We start from the raw sequence: 18,413 nt of genomic DNA, 5'->3' as shown, positions 1-18,413 counted from the left end.
CCGCGCCGCCCGCGCCGCCCGCGCCGCCCGCGCCGCCCGCGCCGCCCGCGCCGCCCGCGCCGCCCGCGCCGCCCGCGCCGCCCGCGCCGCCCGCGCCGCCCGCGCCGGGGCCGGAGTCGCCCGCGGTCGATCTCCACAAGCCGGCCCACGAGGCCGAGCCGGCGGACCAGGCCGAGCACGTCGAGCCGGCCGCGGCACCCGCACCCGCCGCGCCCGCGCCCGCCGCGCCCGCGCCCGCCGCGCCCGCCAACCCCTGGTCCGCGCCCACCCCGTCGCTGTCGCCGCCCCAGCCCCCGCCCCCGCCGCTGCCCGCCGGCGGCTGGGCGTCGGTGCCCCCTGCCGCGCAGGCCGGCTTCCACCCGGGCTTCCACGCCCCGGCCGCCGCCAGCGTCACCAACGGCTTCGCCGTCGCCGCCCTGGTGACCGGCCTGGTCGCGGTGGCGCCGGTGGCCCTGGTCTTCGGCATCGTCGCGCTGGTCCAGATCAACCGCCGCAAGGAGCGCGGCTTCGGGATGGCCGTGATCGGCCTGGTGCTCGGCGTTGTCGGCACGCTGCTGTTCTCCCTCGCGCTGGCCGGATCGACCTTCGAGTCCGGCGGGAGCGACCGGCTCGCCCTGCCCCCGAAGGCCCCGGCCGGCTCCGTCGCCTGGGCCGCGCTGAAGTCCGGGGACTGCTACAACACCCCCGAGAACGGCAGCCGGACCGACCCCGGGGGCGGCGACGAGACGCTGTACTGGGTCCGCCGGGTGCCGTGCTCGGTACTGCACCACGGCGAGGTGGCCGGCACCGTCCGGATCCCGGCGAGCGAGGGTCCGTCCTACCCGGGCGAGGCCAGGGTCCGCGAGCTGGCCGCCGAGCTGTGCCGCAAGGTGCTCGACGACTACGCCCTCGACCAGTGGGCGATCCCGGACGGCATGGACGACGTCTACCTCTACCCGACCCGGGGCAACTGGAGGTCCGGCGACCGGAGCGTCACCTGCGCGTTCGAGGACCGCGACGCCGAGCACCTGGGGACGGTCCGCACCGACCGGGGCAGCCTGAACTCCGCCCAGCTGACGTACCTGGAGGCGGTGCGAGGCTTCAACGACACCTACGGGAGCCAGCCGAGCAAGGGCTTCGCCGAGGCGTCGTCCGAGTACCGGGACTGGGCCCGGCGGATGGCCGCCGCCTCCCACGCGGAGGCCGCGGCGCTGAACAAGGAGCCGGCGGTGTGGCCGGCCGAGGTCAAGCCGACGATCGGCAAGCTGGCCGCGGCCCAGGAGACGGCCGCCGCCGCGTGGGACGCCGCGGCCACCGGCGCCGACCTGGAGGGCGACGTCCGGCGGGCCCGGGCACTGGTGACCAGGACGGTGCCGCTCAGCGTCGAGATCCGGCGCGGGCTCGGGCTCTCCACCGGCGAGCAGGTGCCCGACCTCCAGGTCTGAGTCGCCGACGGCCTCGGTGCGTCGGCGGGCCCACCCCGCCTCCGCACCGGGTTACCCGCCGTTAACCGCGCCCGTACCTGCCGGTAGCGAGCCGCGCGTAGCGTCGCGAGGGCGGATCCCCGGCCCGACCCCCACGCAGGCCGGGGATACGCTCCCCGCCATGAGCGCCTATCGGGTGATGCGGCAGGACGACAACGGCAACCGCTTCCTGGTCGCCACCGGGCTGGAGCGCGCCGAGGCGCAGCGGCTGGCGGCCGAGTTCGAGGCCCACGGCCACAAGCAGCTGTACTGGGTCGAGGCCGACCCCGGCGAGGGCCCGGGTGCCGACGGCGGACGGCCGGGCGCGCCGACGTCCTAGGGTCGCCGAGGCCATAGGGTCGGGCCATGGACAAGGCCGCCGAGACCCCCGTAGATACCCCCGCCGAGACCCGGATCGTCGTCGGCGGCGCCCTCATCCACCGGGGCCGGGTGCTCGCCGCCCGGCGCAGCGCGCCTGCGGCCGTGGCGGGGCGCTGGGAGTTCCCGGGCGGGAAGGCCGAGCCCGGTGAGACCGAGGCGCAGGCGCTGGAGCGGGAGCTGCTGGAGGAGCTGGGCGTCCAGGCCCGGGCGCTGGAGCGGCTGCCGGGGGCGTGGAGCGTCCGGCCGGGCCTGGAGCTGCGGTTCTGGGCGGCGGAGCTGCTGGCCGGCGACCCCCGCCCGCTGGAGGACCACGACGAGCTGCGCTGGCTCGGTCCGGCCGAGCTGGACAGCGTCGACTGGATCGAGCACGACCGGGACGTTCTGCCGCACATCGCGCGGTTGCTCGGCGCCTGAGCCCCTGAAGCCCCCGAATGAAGCCCCCGAAGCGCCGAAGCGCCTGAAGCCCCCGTGCGCCCGCATCAGGCCGCGCGTGCCGGTGTGCGACGCGCGCGGTACGGGGTAGGTCAATCGGACAAGAGGACCCGACGACCGGGATAGCCTGGGTCCTGCTGGGTATGTCGCGTTTCGGCACTATTCGTCACCATCGGTGAGTCGTCCCAGCCGGCTACACCGATCCCGACCAGAGCCGGAGGCCCCGTCGGTGTCGAGTACCGGGAACGGCGGCGGGGGAGCACGGCGGACAGGTACCGCGGGCGGCGCCGCCGCGCGCGCCCGGCTGCGCCGTGGCGCCCACCCGGCCGCCCCGCAGTCGCCGGTCGGTCGCCGCCGGGACACCGTCGACGCCCCGCAGCCCGCCCCGCAGCCCGCCCAGCCGTCCCCGACCCCGGCCGTCCCCGACCCGGGCGCCCAGCCCGGCCTGCGCAGCCGTCCGGCCCGGCCGTTCCCCGGCGGGCCGTCCGACGCCGCGCACGGCCTCGGCGCGCCGCCCGAGGGCAGCCTGCTCGACATGCTGAAGGTCGCCATCGCGATCCTGGACACCGCAGGCCGGGTGGTGCTCTGGAGCCCGGCCGCCGAGGAACTGCTCGGCTGGCCGAACGAGCTGCTGGTCGGCCACCGGATCGACGACCTGATCCCCGACCAGGAGCAGGTCGCCCGGATCCGGGCCGCGATCCAGGACACCCTGCGCCACGGCCGCTGGTCGGGCAACGCCGAACTGCGCGACCGGGACGGCGTGCCGGTCGCGGTGGACGCCCGGGTCTCCCTCCTGGTGGACGGCGACGGCACCCCGTTCCTGCAGGTCAACATGGCCGAGGCGGCCGCCGTCCGGGCCGTCGAGCGCGACCTCGCCGTCCGCGACGCGCTGTTCGAGCAGTCCCCGCTGGGCATCGCCATCATGGACACCGACCTGCGCTACACCGCCGTCAACCAGACCCTGGCCGAGATGAACGGCGTCGCCCTGGCGGACCACGTCGGCCGGACCACCGGCGAGACCCTGCCCGAGCGGGCCGCCGACGAGATCACCGCCATCCAGCGCCAGGTGCTGGCCACCGGCGAGCCGGTCATCGACGTCACCCTCGCCTCCCCGGTCACCGCCCGCTCCGGCTACCGCTCGATCTCCTACAGCCGGATGACCGACCGCTCCGGCCGGGTGCTCGGCATCTCCGGCACCGTGATGGACGTGACCGAGCGCTACCGGGCCGTCGCCAAGGTCGAGCACGCCCGGCGCCGGCTCTCGCTGCTCAACGAGTTCGGCTCCCGGGTCGGCGACCTGCTCGACGCGTCCCGGATCGCCCAGGAACTCGCCAGCTCCGTCGTCCCCCGGCTCACCGACCACTCCGCGGTGATCCTGCTGCAGGCCGTCGCGCACGGCGACGACCTGCCCCGGCACGGTCACGACCGCCGCACCTCGCTGCTCCAACTCGGCACCGCCTCCGTCCAGGACGGCCCCGAGGTCGAGGTGATGCTCCGCCGCGGCGCCCGGATCACCTTCGCCGAGGACTCCGCCTGCGGCCGGGTGCTGCGCACCGGCGTCCCCGAGCTGCTCTCCGGCGCCGACCAGCTCGACGACGTGACGTACTCCGGCGACCCGAAGATGCAGGCCGCCCACGACCTGGGCGTGCACTCCATGCTGGTCGTCCCGCTGCGCGCCCGAGGCATCGTGATCGGGCTGCTGCTGGTCAGCCGGGGCGGCTACCGGGAGGGCTTCGACCGGGACGACCTGGCTTTCACCGTCGAGCTGGCCGACCGGGCCGGCAGCTCGCTGGACAACGCCCGCCTCTACGCCCGCGAGCGCACCGCCGCGCTCACCCTCCAGCGCACCCTGCTCCCGCAGCAGGTCCCGCAGCCCACCGGCGTCGAGGTCGCCTACCGGTACGTGCCCGGCAGCAGCGGCACCGAGGTCGGCGGCGACTGGTTCGACGTCATCCCCCTGCCCGGCGACCGCACCGCGCTGGTGGTCGGCGACGTGATGGGCCACGGCCTGCGGGCCGCCGCCACCATGGGACGGCTGCGCACCGCCGTGCGGGTGCTGGCCGCCCTCGACCTGCCGCCGGACGTCCTGCTGCGGCACGTCCACGAGCTGGCCGACGACCTGGCCCAGGGGCCGGACGAGGCGCTGCTCGCCACCTGCGTCTACGCGGTGTTCGACCCGGGGACGGCCAAGCTGACCGTCGCCAAGGCCGGGCACATCCCGCCGGTCCTGGTGGTGCCGGGCGGGGAGGACGGGGAGCCGACCCGGACCGGCGGCCCGCTGCCCGGCGGCGCCGGCCGGATCCTCGACCTGCCCTCGGGCGCCCCGCTGGGCGTCGGCGGCGTCCCGTTCGAGTCCGTCGAACTGAAGATCCCCGAGGGCAGCCTGCTCGCGCTCTGCACCGACGGACTGGTCGAGTCCCGGGACAAGGACCTCGACGTCGGCCTCGGCCGGCTGGTCACCGTGCTCCAGGACCCGCACGCCTCCATCCAGGCCGCCTGCGAGGCCGTGCTCGACACCATGGAGCAGGGCCGCGAGCCGGACGACGTCGCACTGCTGCTGGCCCGGCTCGGCCACGGCCAGGCCGGCACCCCGACGGCCGGCTGGACCCTGCCGGCCGAGCCCACCGCCGTGTCCCGGGCCCGCCGGCTGGTCCGCTCCACGCTCGCCGAGTGGAACGTCGAGGAGCTCACCGACACCGCCGAGCTGCTGGTCAGTGAGCTGGTCACGAACGCCGTCCGGTACGCGAGCGCCCCCATCGGCGTCCGGCTGACGCTCGGTGAGACGCTGCTGGTCGAGATCTCCGACCCGCTGCCCGACCCGCCCCGGGAGCGGCACGCGGCCGAGGCCGACGAGGGCGGCCGGGGCCTGGAACTGGTCCGCCGCCTGGCGCTGCGCTGGGGCGCCCGGGCCGAGGGCATCGGCAAGGTGGTCTGGTTCGAGCAGGCGTTGCCGGGTAATGAGCCCGACGAACTGTGAGCGGGCGCATGAGCTGGACGGGAGGCGAGGGGAACGGGGCTGCATATGCCAGCAGGCGGCCAGGGGGAGCGCGCGCTCCGGAAGGGGGCGCGAGCGTGGCATTGTGGTTGCGCGGGCGGTAGGACAAAAACCTTCGCCCGATCTGATGTTGTGATGTTGAGGGCGTGTGAACGTACCCCTCGATGATGAATACTCGGTCTTCTCGACATCCGGACGGTCGCGGGGTTGGAGGGGTCGGTCCGTTGAACAGCACCCCGGCGCGGAATGCGCCGAGTAGCAGCGGTCATGCCGCCGTGCCCGGGCAGGCCGGTTCACCGCACCTGCCCGGCCCGGCGTCGCCGCCGGGCGCCGACACCGCGGGCCGCAGCCGCACCGCCCAACCGCTGGCCGACGCCCACCCGTGGGGCGCCGGCGACCCCGGCTCGATCTACGACTACATCCGGGTCGCCACCTTCGCGATCGGCCCCGACGGCCGGATCAGCCAGTGGAGCGAGCGCGCCGCCGAGTTCTTCGGCGTCCCCGCCCCCGACGCCGTCGGCGCCGACCCGATCACCACCTTCGTCCCCCGCGAACTCTGGCAGCGCGGCCGCGCCCGGCTGGAACGCACCCTGGCCGGCGAGGAGTGGGTCGGCACCACCCCCTACCGGGACGCCGCGGGCGGCGAGGGCCTCGCCGAGCTCTACCTGATGCCCGACAGCGCCCTGCCCACCGCCGGCGCCACCTGCCTGGCCGTCGACCTCGGCCGGCTGCGCCGGATCGAGACCGACCTCGCCGCCTCCGAGGCCGTCTTCGGGCAGACCCCCACCGGCTTCATCCTCTTCGACGACCGGCTGCGCCTGCAGCGGGTGAACGACGCCTTCGCCTCCGGCATGGGCCTGGTCCCCACCGACCTCGAAGGCCTCACCCCGCACGACCTCTTCCCGCCGTCCGAGGCCGACCGCCTCAGCGCCGCCCTGCGCAAGGTCCTCGCCACCGGCGAGCCCGTCTTCGACCTGCGCTTCCACGGCGCCGTCCCCACCCGTGAGGGCAACCGGCTCTGGGCCGTCTCGCTGTACCGCCTCAACGGCGCGGCCGGGCAGCCGATGGGCGTCGCCGGGCAGGTCTCCGACGTCACCAGCCGGCACGTCGCCGAGCGGGAGGCCGACGGCGTGCGCCGCAACCTCGCCCTGCTCAACGAGGCCAGCGCGCACATCGGCTCCACCCTCGACCTGGAGACCACCGCCAAGGAACTGCTCGACGTCGTCGTCCCGCCGTTCTGCGACCTCGCCACCGTCGACCTCTACACCGCGCTGCTCTCCGGCGAGACCGTCCCCAGCGCCGGCCGGCTCGGCGACACCGTGCTCACCGACGGCAGCGGCGAACTGCGCCGGGTCGCCGTCTCCAGCGTCATCGGCGGCGCCTCCTCGGTGCTCGGCTCGGTCACCGGCCTGCCCATCGCCGAAGCCGGCGGCACCCTCTGTTACCCGCGCCGCTCCCCGCACGCCCGGGCGCTGCGCACCGGCCGCAGCGTCATCCCCGAGCCCGGCCGCGACCCGCTGCTGCGCTCCACCCTGATCGTCCCGCTGGTCGCCCGCGACCAGGTGCTCGGCCTCGTCCAGCTCTCCCGCGCGATCGGCAGCGAGCCCTTCGACGCCCGCGACGTCGCCATTGCCGAGGAGCTCGTCGCCCGCGCCGCCGTCTGCATCGACAACGCCCGGCTCTACCGCCGCGAGCACGAGCGCGCCCTGATCCTCCAGCGCAGCCTGCTGCCCCCGGGCAATCCGGCCGCCAGCGGCCTGGAGATCGCCTGCCGCTACCTGCCCAGCAACAACAACACCGAGGTCGGCGGCGACTGGTTCGACGTCATCCCGCTGCCCGGCAACCGCACCGCCCTGGTCATCGGCGACGTGATGGGCCGCGGCCTGCGCGCCGCCGTCGCGATGGGCCAGCTGCGCACCGCCGTCCGTACCCTCGCCATGCTCGACCTGGAGCCCGGCGAGGTGCTCACCGCCCTCGACGAGATCGCCCGCGGCCTCGGCGGCGACACCGTGCCGGCCGGCCCGCCCACCCCGTACGGCCGGCTCACCTCGGCCGCCGACGAGGAGGCCCGGGAGGTCTACCTGGCCACCTGCGTCTACGCGGTCTACGACGCCGTCACGCGGCGCTGCTGGATCGCCAACGCCGGCCACCTGCCGCCCGTCCTGCTCGGCCCCGGCGAACCCGCCCGGATGCTCGACGTCCCGCCCGGCCTGCCGCTCGGCGTCGGCGGCGAGCCCTTCGAGGAGGTCGAGCTGACCCTCCCGGACGGCGCCGTCCTCGGCCTGTACACCGACGGCCTGGTGGAGAGCCGCAAGCACCAGCTGGACGAGGGCCTGCGCGCCTTCCGCACCGCGCTGTCCGCCGAGGGCAAGAGCCTCGAAGACCTCTGCGACCACGTCCTCGGCGAGCTCAACCCGCACCACGGCGAGGACGACATCGCCCTGCTGATGGCCAAGGTGCACGCCTTCCCCGAGGACGCCGTCGGGAACTGGTTCCTGCCGCCCGAGCCCACCTCCGTCGCCAAGGCCCGCGAGCTGGCCTGCAGCTGGCTGCTGACCCGCGGCCTGGACGAACTCGTCGACACCACCGAGCTGCTGGTCAGCGAACTGGTCACCAACGCGCTCAAGCACGGCCGGGGCGAGATCCGGCTGCGGCTGCTGCGCGAGCGCGGCCTGGTCTGCGAGGTCTGGGACGACGGCTACGCCCAGCCCCGGCAGCGGCGCGCCCAGGAGACCGACGAGGGCGGGCGCGGCCTGCAGCTGGTCAGCCTGCTGGCCGAGCGCTGGGGCAGCCGGCGCACGCCCAAGGGCAAGATCGTCTGGTTCGAGCTGGCGCTTTAGGGTCCCGTCCCGAGCCTGCGGGATCGGCCGTCCGGGTGCAGTCGCGCGGCGGTCCGCCGTGTCGGGCCGGGACCGGCGCCCCGGTCGGCGTTGCATGGCCGCCATGCGCGTCCGCCAGCTCACCACCGCAGCCGCCGCGCTGCTGCTCGCCGCCGGCCTCGGCGGCTGTTCCGACGACCCGGCCCCGGTCCGTCCCCCCGGGCCCGCCCCGGCCCCGGCCGACCCCACCGCCGGCACCGGGGACGTCCGGCCCGCCGACCGTGCCGCCGTGCGGAGCGGCGGCACGCTGCGCTGGGCCGTGGACGGCCTCCCGACCACGTTCAACGTCTACCAGGGCGCCGCGACCGCCGACTCGGCGCTGCTCGCACACGCGCTCTACCCCTCGCTGTTCCGGCCGGACGACCACGGCCGGCTCGTCCCCGACCCGGACTACCTGGCCGGCGCCGAGTCCACCCCGCCCGGGCAGCAGCCCCAGGTCGTCACCTACCGGCTCAACCCGCACGCGGTCTGGAGCGACGACACCCCGCTCTCGGCCGCCGACCTCACCGCCCAGCGGGCCGCCCTCTCCGGCAGCGACCCGGCCTACCAGGGCGGCCGCCCGGCCGGGTACGACGCCATCGACTCGATCTCCCAGGGCGCCGACCCGCACGAGGTCCGGGTGACCTTCCGACGCCCGTACGCCGAATGGCGCTCGCTGTTCGGCCCGCTCTACCCGGCGGCCGAGACGGCCACCCCGGACGCCTTCAACCAGGCGCTCACCGGCGGAGACCACCTGAGCGCCGGGCCGTACACCGTTTCCGGGTACGACGCCGCGGGCGGGCGGGTCAGCCTCTCCCGCAACCCGCTGTGGTGGGGTGACCCGCCGAAGACCGACCGGATCGACTTCCTCGCCACGCAGCCCGAGCAGCGGCTGGACGCGCTCGACGAGGATCGGCTGGACATCGTCCCGCTCACCACGGCGGTGGACCGGGCGGTGCCCGCACCCCCCACCAGCTCGCCGTCCGCCTCCGGTACACCGACCGCCGCCGCGGCGCCGCCGGCCGCCACGCCCGAGGCCGCGACGGCGGCCCTGCAGCGGGCCGAGTCGTTGCACGGCGTCACCGTGCACCGGGCCGTCGGTGCCTCGCTCACCCAGCTCACCCTCAACGCCGCCCGCGCCCCGCTCACCGACCCGGCCCTGCGGCTCGCCCTCTCCCGCGCCGTCGACCGGCGGCGGATCGCCGACGCCGCGCTCACCCCGCTCGGCCTGCCCGGCGCCCCGATCGGCAGCCACCTGCTCGCCGGCGACCAGGACGGCTACCGCGACAACAGCGCGGCCGCCGGTCCGGCCGACGCCGACCGGCTGCTCGACGAGGCGGGCTGGAAGCGGCCCGCCGGCGGCGGCACCCGGACCAAGGACGGCAAGGAGCTCAGCCTCACCCTGCTCGTCCCGGCCGACTCCGCGACCGCCAAGCGCACCGCCGACGCGCTCACCGCCAACCTCGTCGAGTCCGGCGTCGCGGTGAAGACGGCGACCGCGCCCACCGAGACCTTCGTCGAGGACCACCTGGCCGCCGGGGAGTACGACCTGGCCCTGTTCTCCTGGCCCGCCGGCACCAGCCCGGCGGGCGAGCAGCGGCCCGTCTACGCCAAGCCCCGGCCCGACGCCGACGGCGTCCTCGAACACGGCACCAACTACGCCCGCAGCGGCACCGAGGAGATCGACCGGCTGTTCGACCGCGCCGGCGCCGAACTCGACCCGGGCGCCCGGCTCGGCCTGCTCCAGGAGGCGGACGTCCGGATCTGGCAGCTCGGGCACTCGGTGCCGCTCTACCAGCGGCCCGAGCTGGTCGGCGTCCGGGCGGGCGTCGCCGGTGCGGGGGTCTGGGGGTACGGCTGGCCGCGCTTCCAGGACGTGGGGTGGAACGCCTAGGGCCGTCCTCGAATCACCCGCCGGATCCCGGCGCAGGGGGAACGGCGGGTGAAGAGCGGGTGACCGATCTGTGATCTTGATCCCGCCCGACCTGCTCGTTTCTGCTCACCTGGGCGCTTCCCCGTACGATAGGAGGAAGCCGAGGCATGTCCGTTGCCCGGCGGGTGGACCGGTAGTAGCAGGCGGAACGGGCGGCGGCGATCCAGTGGGATCGCAGGTCGGCGTCTCGCGGCCGGGCGCCGCAACCCACGATTCCGGGAGAATCCGCAAGGCATGCCCACGCGCAACGACATCCGTAACGTCGCTATCGTCGCCCACGTCGACCACGGCAAGACCACCCTGGTGGACGCCATGCTGAAGCAGGCCGGCGCCTTCGCCGCCCACCAGCACCTGGACGACCGGATGATGGACTCCAACGACCTGGAGCGCGAGAAGGGCATCACCATTCTCGCGAAGAACACCGCGGTCAAGTACCACCCCAAGGATGGTGGCGCGCCGATCACCATCAACATCATCGACACCCCGGGCCACGCCGACTTCGGTGGCGAGGTCGAGCGCGGTCTGTCGATGGTGGACGCGGTCGTCCTGCTGGTCGACGCCTCCGAGGGCCCGCTGCCGCAGACCCGCTTCGTGCTCCGCAAGGCGCTCACCGCCCGCCTGCCCGTCATCCTCTGCATCAACAAGACGGACCGCCCGGACTCCCGGATCGACGAGGTCATCAACGAGACCTACGACCTGTTCCTGGACCTGGACGCGGACGAGGACCAGATCGAGTTCCCGATCGTCTACGCCTGTGCCCGTGACGGCGTCGCCTCGCTGACCAAGCCGGAGAACGGCACCGTCCCGGCCGACAGCACCAGCCTGGAGCCGTTCTTCAGCACCCTGCTGGAGCACGTCCCGGCCCCGACGTACGAGGAGGACGCGCCGCTCCAGGCCCACGTCACCAACCTCGACGCCGACAACTTCCTCGGCCGTATCGCGCTGCTGCGCGTCGAGCAGGGCGAGCTGCGCAAGGGCCAGACCGTGGCGTGGATCAAGCGCGACGGCACGGTCCAGAGCGTCCGCATCTCCGAGCTGCTGATGACCGAGGCGCTCACCCGCAAGCCGGCCGAGGTGGCGGGCCCGGGTGACATCTGCGCCGTCGCGGGCATCTCCGAGATCATGATCGGCGAGACCCTCGCCGACCCGGAGAACCCGATCGCGCTGCCGCTGATCACGGTGGACGAGCCGGCCATCTCGATGACCATCGGCACCAACACCTCGCCGCTGGTCGGCCGTGGCGGCAGCGGCAAGGGCGCGGACGCGAAGTCCGGCGCCAAGGTGGACCGCAAGGTCACCGCCCGCCAGGTGAAGGACCGCCTGGACCGCGAGCTGATCGGTAACGTCTCGCTGCGCGTCCTGGACACCGAGCGCCCGGACGCCTGGGAGGTGCAGGGCCGCGGTGAGCTGGCGCTGGCCATCCTGATCGAGACCATGCGCCGCGAGGGCTTCGAGCTGACCGTCGGCAAGCCGCAGGTGGTCACCAAGGAGGTCAACGGCAAGACGCACGAGCCCGTCGAGCGCCTCACCGTGGACGTGCCGGAGGAGCACATGGGCGCGGTCACGCAGCTCATGGGCATCCGCAAGGGCCGGATGGACAACATGTCCAACCACGGCTCGGGCTGGGTCCGGATGGAGTTCGTCGTGCCGTCCCGCGGTCTGATCGGCTTCCGGACCGAGTTCCTCACCAACACCCGCGGCACCGGCATCGCGCACTCGATCCACGAGGGCCACGAGCCGTGGTTCGGCAACCTGACCACCCGCAACAACGGTTCGCTGGTCGCCGACCGGGCCGGTGTGGTCACCGCCTTCGCGATGACCAACCTGCAGGAGCGCGGCGTGCTCTTCTGCGACCCGGGCACCGAGGTGTACGAGGGCATGATCGTCGGTGAGAACTCGCGCGCCGACGACATGGACGTGAACATCACCAAGGAGAAGAAGCTCACCAACATGCGTTCCTCGAACGCTGATGTGGCCGAGTCGATCGTCCCGCCGCGCAAGCTCTCGCTGGAGCAGTCGCTGGAGTTCTGCCGCGAGGACGAGTGCATCGAGGTGACCCCGGAGACGGTTCGCATCCGTAAGGTCGTCCTGGACCAGAAGGACCGCGGCCGCACCGCCTCGCGCTCCAAGAAGGCGTGATCCGGACGGCTTGACCGGCCATTGGCCGGAATGCTTCGCCCCCCTTTCCCATGGAGAGGGGGGCGAACTTTTTCAACTACTCCAAGTTGTCGACGCGGGTATTAACGGAATAGCGCTCATCACGCCCAGGTGTCCGCTGAGCGAACGTGACAGTTCGTCATTCATGACGACTGTCCGTTTGGTGCCTGTCTGGCTATGTCTCATATGTCCGGTTTTCGAAACTTACCGACTGTTCATGTGACCTAATTGAGATCGTCACTGGTCACTTTCGTGTCCGTGCGTGACGGATAGTGGGTGCAGTCAGGCTCGGGTCAAGGGTGAACGCGCAGGGGTGCGCGCCGAAACCACGAGCGCGGACGGCATAGCGGGTCCGGTGACAACCGTCCGCGATGCCCTCCTCGTTGCAACGTCGAATTCAGGAGGCACACCGATGCGTGGTGGGAGCCAGGCCAAGTGGGTTGTCGCAGCTGTTGCTGTCGCCCTTGCCGCGACTGCTTGTAGCAGTGGCGGTTCCACCGGTGGGAGCAGCTCCGATGGCGCTGCGGTCAACGCCCAGGGCGTCTTCAGCTACCAGAGCGGCGAGCCGCAGCGTCCGCTGCAGCCGGCCAACGCCATGGAGAACCAGGGCGGCCGCATCGTCAAGCAGCTCTTCCAGGGCCTCGTCGACTACGACCCCGCCACCGGCGCCCTGCGCAACCAGGTGGCCGACAAGATCGAGACCACTGACGCCAAGAACTACACCGTCACCCTGAAGTCCGGTTGGACCTTCCACGACGGCACCCCGGTGACCGCCCAGTCCTTCGTGAAGTCCTGGAACTGGTCGGCCAACACCAAGAACAACCAGATCAACTCGGACTGGTTCTCCGACATCGTCGGCTACGACGCCGTGCACCCGGAGAAGGGTGACCCGACCGCCGACAGCATGTCCGGCCTGAAGGTCATCGACGACACGCACTTCACCATCGAGCTGACCGACCCGGTCTCGTACTTCACGTACAAGCTCGGTTACTCGGCCTTCTACCCGCTGCCGGAGGGCTTCTTCGCCGACCCGGCGGGCTACGGCCAGAAGCCGATCGGCAACGGCCCCTACAAGTTCGTGTCGTGGGAGCACAACAAGGCCATCACCCTGGCCGCCTTCGACAAGTACGCGGGCACGAACAAGGCCAAGAACGGCGGCATCGTCTTCCGGAACTACACCTCCGGTGAGGCCGCGTACAAGGACCTGATGTCGGACACCCTCGACGTCCTGGACCAGGTCGACTCGACCGACCTGCCCAAGTACAAGGACGACCTGGGCAAGCGCGCGGTCGACCAGCCGCAGGGCGCCATCCAGAACATCTCCTTCGCGCTGTACAACGCCGACTGGAGCGCGCCGGAGAAGGCCAAGGTCCGCCAGGGCCTGTCGATGGCCATCGACCGCGACACCATCACCAAGACCGTGCTGAACGGCACGCGTCAGCCCGCCGACGCGTTCGTGGCGCCCGGCGTCATGGGCTTCAAGGCCGGCAGCTGCGGCGACGCCTGCAAGTACGACCCGGCCAAGGCCAAGCAGCTGATCGCCGAGGGCAACGGCGTGCCCGGCAACAAGATCACCATCCTCTACAACTCCGACGGTGGTCACAAGGAGTGGGTCGACGCGGTCTGCAACTCGATCCGCCAGGCCACCGGCGTCGAGTGCCTCGGTGACCCGAAGCCGGACTTCAAGACCTCGCGCGACCTCGTGACCAAGCGTCAGGTCCCGAGCATGATGCGTACCGGCTGGGTGCAGGACTACCCGCTGAACGCCAACTTCCTGCGCGACGTCTACGGCACCGGTGCGGCGGCGAACGACGCCGGCTACTCCAGCCCGGAGTTCGACAAGCTCTCGAAGGAGGCCGACGCGGCCACCTCGGTCGAGAAGACCACCGAGCTCTACCAGCAGGCCGAGGCCGTCCTGGCCAAGGACATGCCGGCCATCCCGCTCTGGTACTACAAGACCAGCTCCGGCTGGTCCAACAACGTCCAGAACGTGAAGTTCGACTCCTTCGGCAACCCGGTCTACACCGACGTCGAGGTCAAGAAGAAGTAATCGGTCGGCACCGCCTGACCCGGTGACAACGGCCGGTGCCCGTCCCATCCCCACAAGGGCGAGGACTGGCACCGGCCGTTGGCACGCCGACTTATCTCTGGCCGGGATGACGGGCCCGGCAGAGTCATACATGGAGGCACGATGGGGCGCTTTGTCGCGAGGCGACTGCTCCAGATGATCCCGGTCTTCCTCGGAACGACCGCGCTCATCTTTTACATGGTGCACGCGCTGCCGGGTGACCCGGTGGCCGCGATGTGGGGCGACAAGGCGCCGGACCCGGTCCAGCTCGCCGCTCTGAGGCACCAGATGGGCTTCGACAAGCCGCTGGTCCAGCAGTACCTCGACTACATGGGGAACCTGCTCACCGGCGACTTCGGAACCACCCTGGCCGGACGGCCGGTGGTCGACGTGATCACCGAGGCGCTGCCGGTGACGGTGCGGCTGGCACTGCTGGCCTTCACCATCGAGATCGTGCTCGGCGTGTCCATCGGCCTCTTCGCGGGCCTGCGCCGCGGCAAGGCGTTCGACAAGGGCACCCTGGTCATGACCCTGCTGCTGATCTCGATCCCGGTCCCGGTGCTCGGCTTCATCTTCCAGACGATCTTCGCGGACAACCTGAAGTGGGTCACGCCGACCGTCCAGGACTCGAACGACATCACCCAGCTCATGCTGCCGGCCATCGTGCTCGGCTCGCTGTCGCTGGCGTACGTGGCGCGTCTCACCCGTACCTCCATAGCCGAGAACATCAAGGCCGACTACGTCCGCACCGCGGTGGCCAAGGGCCTGCCCCGGCGCAAGGTGATCGGCACCCACCTGCTCCGCAACTCGATGATCCCGGTGGTCACCTTCCTCGGCACCGACCTCGGAGCCCTGATGGGCGGCGCGATCGTCACCGAGGGCATCTTCAACGTCAAGGGTGTCGGCAACGCGCTCTTCCACGCGATCAACCTGAAGGAGGGCTCGACGGTCTCCGGCTTCGTGGCCTTCCTGGTGCTCGTGTACCTGGCCGCCGGCCTGATCGTCGACCTGCTTTACGCGGTCCTGGACCCGAGGATCCGTTATGCCTGACCTGACCGAGAAGAAGACGGCCGAGGAGATCCCGGCCCAGCGCGGTGCCGACACCGCGGCGGCCAAGCCCGAGAAGGCCCGCAGCCTCGGCTCGGACGCCTGGCACGATCTGCGCCGCAAGCCGATCTTCGTGATCTCCGCGCTGCTGATCCTGCTGCTGATCGTCATCGCGATCGCCCCCGGGCTGTTCACCTCGGCGGACCCGCGCGCCGGCGACCTGCGTCTGCACTACCTGACCAAGCCGAACTACAGCCACTTCTTCCAGGCGGACTGGTTCGGCTACGACCTCCAGGGCCGCAGCATCTACGCCCGGGTGATCTACGGGGCCCGCGCCTCGGTCGTCGTCGGCATCTGCGTCACGGCGGGTGTGACCATCCTCGGTGGCATCACCGGCATGCTGGCCGGCTACTTCGGCGGCTGGATCGACACGATCATCTCCCGGGTCACCGACATCTTCTTCGGCATCCCGCTGCTGCTCGGCGCCCTGGTCATCCTCAACGCCTTCACCTCGCGCACCATCTGGAGCGTGGTCTTCGCGCTGGTCGCCCTGGGCTGGACCCAGATGACCCGTGTCATGCGCGGTTCGGTCATCACGGTCAAGCAGGCCGACTTCGTGACGGCCGCCAAGGCGCTGGGCGCCGGCACCAGCCGGATCCTGTGGAAGCACATCCTGCCGAACGCGCTCGCCCCGGTGATCGTGGTCGCGACCATCGCGCTCGGCGGCTACATCGCCACCGAGGCGACGCTGAGCTTCCTCGGCATCGGTCTGCAGGACCCGACCATCTCCTGGGGCATCGACATCAACACCGCCCAGAAGGTGATCCGCACCGCGCCGTACGCGCTGTTCTTCCCCGCCGGAATGCTGAGCCTCACGGTTCTGGCCTTCATCATGCTCGGCGACGCGGTCCGCGACGCCCTCGACCCGAAGCTCCGCTGAGAGAAGAGGTGACGACCCGATGACCACCGTGATCGAGAACAACCAGAAGAGCGGCCGGCTCGAAGTTGGCACCCCGCTGCTGGAGGTCAAGGACCTCCACGTGGAGTTCCACACCCGGGACGGCGTGGCGAAGGCCGTGAACGGCGTCAACTACTCCGTCGCGGCCGGCGAGACGCTCGCCGTGCTCGGCGAGTCCGGCTCCGGCAAGTCCGTGACCGCCCAGACCATCATGGGCATCCTGGACATGCCGCCCGGCAAGGTGACCCAGGGCGAGATCCTGTACCGCGGTCAGGACATGCTCAAGATGGGCAACGAGGAGCGGCGGAAGATCCGCGGCCAGAAGATCGCGATGATCTTCCAGGACGCGCTGTCCTCCCTCAACCCCGTGCTCAGCGTGGGCTACCAGCTCGGCGAGATGTTCCGGGTGCACCAGGGCGCCTCCAAGAAGGAGGCCAAGGAGAAGGCCATCGAGCTGATGGACCGGGTGCGCATCCCGGCCGCCAGGCAGCGCGTCGGCGACTACCCGCACCAGTTCTCCGGCGGCATGCGTCAGCGCATCATGATCGCCATGGCGCTCTCCCTGGAGCCGGACCTGATCATCGCGGACGAGCCCACCACCGCCCTGGACGTCACCGTCCAGGCCCAGGTGATGGACCTGCTCGCGGAGCTCCAGGCCGAGTACAACATGGGCCTGATCCTGATCACCCACGACCTCGGCGTGGTCGCCGACGTCGCGGACAAGATCGCCGTGATGTACGCGGGCCGGATCGTCGAGACCGCCCCGGTGCACGAGCTGTACGCCAACCCGGCGCACCCGTACACCAAGGGCCTGCTCCGCTCGATCCCGCGCCTGGACCAGAAGGGCCAGGAGCTCTACGCGATCAAGGGCCTGCCCCCGAACCTGCTGAAGGTCCCGACCGGCTGCGCGTTCAACCCCCGCTGTGACGTCGCCACCGACCTGTGCCGCACGGAGATCCCGGAGCTGCACCACGTGACCGACAAGGACGGCAAGGAGCTCACCGGCCGCCGCAGCGCGTGCCACCTCTGGAAGGAGACCCTCCATGGCTGAGCCCATCCTGGAGGTCAAGGACCTGGTCAAGCACTACCCGCTGAGCCAGGGCATCCTCTTCAAGAAGCAGGTCGGCGCGGTCAAGGCGGTCGACGGCATCTCCTTCGACCTGGCCAAGGGCGAGACCCTGGGCATCGTCGGTGAGTCCGGCTGTGGCAAGTCCACGCTGGCCAAGGTGCTGATGAACCTGGAGCGGGCCACCTCCGGCCAGGTGCTGTTCAAGGGCGAGGACATCTCCAAGCTGAGCGGCCAGGCCCTCAAGGCCGTCCGCCGCAACATCCAGATGGTGTTCCAGGACCCGTACACCTCGCTGAACCCGCGCATGACGGTCGGCGACATCATCGGGGAGCCGTACGAGATCCACCCCGAGGTGGCGCCCAAGGGCGACCGCCGCAAGGCCGTCCAGGACCTGCTGGACGTCGTGGGTCTGAACCCGGAGTACATCAACCGGTACCCGCACCAGTTCTCCGGCGGCCAGCGCCAGCGCATCGGCATCGCCCGCGGCCTCGCGCTCAAGCCCGAGATCATCATCTGCGACGAGCCGGTCTCCGCCCTGGACGTGTCCGTCCAGGCGCAGGTGATCAACCTGCTGGAGCAGTTGCAGAGCGAGTTCGAGCTCTCGTACATGTTCATCGCGCACGACCTCTCCATCGTCCGGCACATCTCCGACCGCGTCGGCGTGATGTACCTCGGCAAGATGGTCGAGATCGGCACCGACGAGCAGATCTACGACAACGCCACCCACCCGTACACCCAGGCGCTGCTCTCCGCGGTGCCGGTGCCGGACCCGACGGCGCGGGAGAACCGCGAGCGGATCATCCTGAGCGGCGACATCCCCTCGCCGGCCAACCCGCCGTCCGGCTGCCGCTTCCGCACCCGCTGCTGGAAAGCGGAGGACCGCTGCGCCGAGGAGATCCCGCTGCTCGCGGTGCCCTCGGTGCTGGAGGGCCCGGCCGCGCACGAGTCGGCCTGCCACTTCGCCGAGGTCCGGGAGTCGGCCGCCGCCTGATTCCCCGTGGCATCCCCGGAAGGGCCCGTGGCTTCCCGCCGCGGGCCCTTCCGTCGTTCCGCCAACCCGGCAGGCGGTGACC

Annotated in this window: 12 protein-coding genes; all 12 read left to right on the top strand. The window is 71.9% G+C overall.

All coding sequences use genetic code 11. The annotated features are described in order from the left end of the window. A partial coding sequence (locus tag ACIO5E_RS18155; protein WP_400668599.1) for a DUF4190 domain-containing protein occupies positions 1-1,424 on the top strand: 1,424 nt, incomplete at its 5' end. Positions 1,425-1,584: 160 nt separating this feature from the next. After that, positions 1,585-1,782, top strand: a complete 198-nt coding sequence (locus ACIO5E_RS18150) for an SPOR domain-containing protein (protein ID WP_400668597.1) — start codon at positions 1,585-1,587, stop codon at positions 1,780-1,782. A gap of 26 nt (positions 1,783-1,808) precedes the next feature. Beyond that, positions 1,809-2,237, top strand: coding sequence for an NUDIX domain-containing protein (locus ACIO5E_RS18145; protein ID WP_400668594.1), 429 nt, complete (start codon positions 1,809-1,811; stop codon positions 2,235-2,237). A gap of 247 nt (positions 2,238-2,484) precedes the next feature. Beyond that, positions 2,485-5,232 (top strand): SpoIIE family protein phosphatase, encoded by a 2,748-nt coding sequence (locus tag ACIO5E_RS18140; protein WP_400668591.1) that lies wholly within the window; start codon positions 2,485-2,487, stop codon positions 5,230-5,232. A gap of 293 nt (positions 5,233-5,525) precedes the next feature. Then, a complete protein-coding gene (locus tag ACIO5E_RS18135) occupies positions 5,526-8,090 on the top strand; it encodes a SpoIIE family protein phosphatase (RefSeq protein ID WP_400668588.1) in 2,565 nt (854 codons plus the stop codon). 103 nt (positions 8,091-8,193) lie between these two features. Beyond that, positions 8,194-10,002 (top strand): ABC transporter family substrate-binding protein, encoded by a 1,809-nt coding sequence (locus ACIO5E_RS18130; protein WP_400668586.1) that lies wholly within the window; start codon positions 8,194-8,196, stop codon positions 10,000-10,002. Between the two features lie 273 nt (positions 10,003-10,275). Then, positions 10,276-12,180 carry a translational GTPase TypA gene (gene typA / locus ACIO5E_RS18125; protein WP_400668584.1) on the top strand — a complete coding sequence of 635 codons (1,905 nt, stop codon included), beginning with the start codon at positions 10,276-10,278 and terminating at the stop codon, positions 12,178-12,180. A 430-nt stretch (positions 12,181-12,610) separates the two neighbouring features. Continuing rightward, the gene (locus tag ACIO5E_RS18120; RefSeq protein ID WP_400668582.1) at positions 12,611-14,248 is read left to right on the top strand and encodes an ABC transporter substrate-binding protein; all 1,638 of its coding nucleotides are present in this window, start codon (positions 12,611-12,613) and stop codon (positions 14,246-14,248) included. A gap of 141 nt (positions 14,249-14,389) precedes the next feature. Next, entirely contained in the window at positions 14,390-15,316 is a 927-nt protein-coding gene (locus ACIO5E_RS18115; RefSeq protein WP_400668580.1) for an ABC transporter permease, read from the top strand. Continuing rightward, positions 15,309-16,253, top strand: a complete 945-nt coding sequence (locus ACIO5E_RS18110) for an ABC transporter permease (protein ID WP_280676421.1) — start codon at positions 15,309-15,311, stop codon at positions 16,251-16,253. The genes ACIO5E_RS18115 and ACIO5E_RS18110 overlap by 8 nt, the downstream gene beginning before the upstream one ends. A 19-nt stretch (positions 16,254-16,272) precedes the next feature. After that, on the top strand, positions 16,273-17,322 hold the full coding sequence (locus ACIO5E_RS18105) for an ABC transporter ATP-binding protein (RefSeq protein ID WP_400668577.1): 1,050 nt from the start codon (positions 16,273-16,275) through the stop codon (positions 17,320-17,322). After that, entirely contained in the window at positions 17,315-18,331 is a 1,017-nt protein-coding gene (locus ACIO5E_RS18100) for a dipeptide ABC transporter ATP-binding protein (protein WP_280676419.1), read from the top strand. The genes ACIO5E_RS18105 and ACIO5E_RS18100 overlap by 8 nt, the downstream gene beginning before the upstream one ends. Positions 18,332-18,413 lie beyond the last annotated feature (82 nt).

Source organism: Kitasatospora sp. NPDC087314 (assembly GCF_044744365.1).
Lineage (GTDB): Bacteria > Actinomycetota > Actinomycetes > Streptomycetales > Streptomycetaceae > Kitasatospora.
The sequence above is the reverse complement of the archived record's forward strand: the minus strand, read 5'-3'. Positions and strand labels throughout refer to the sequence as shown.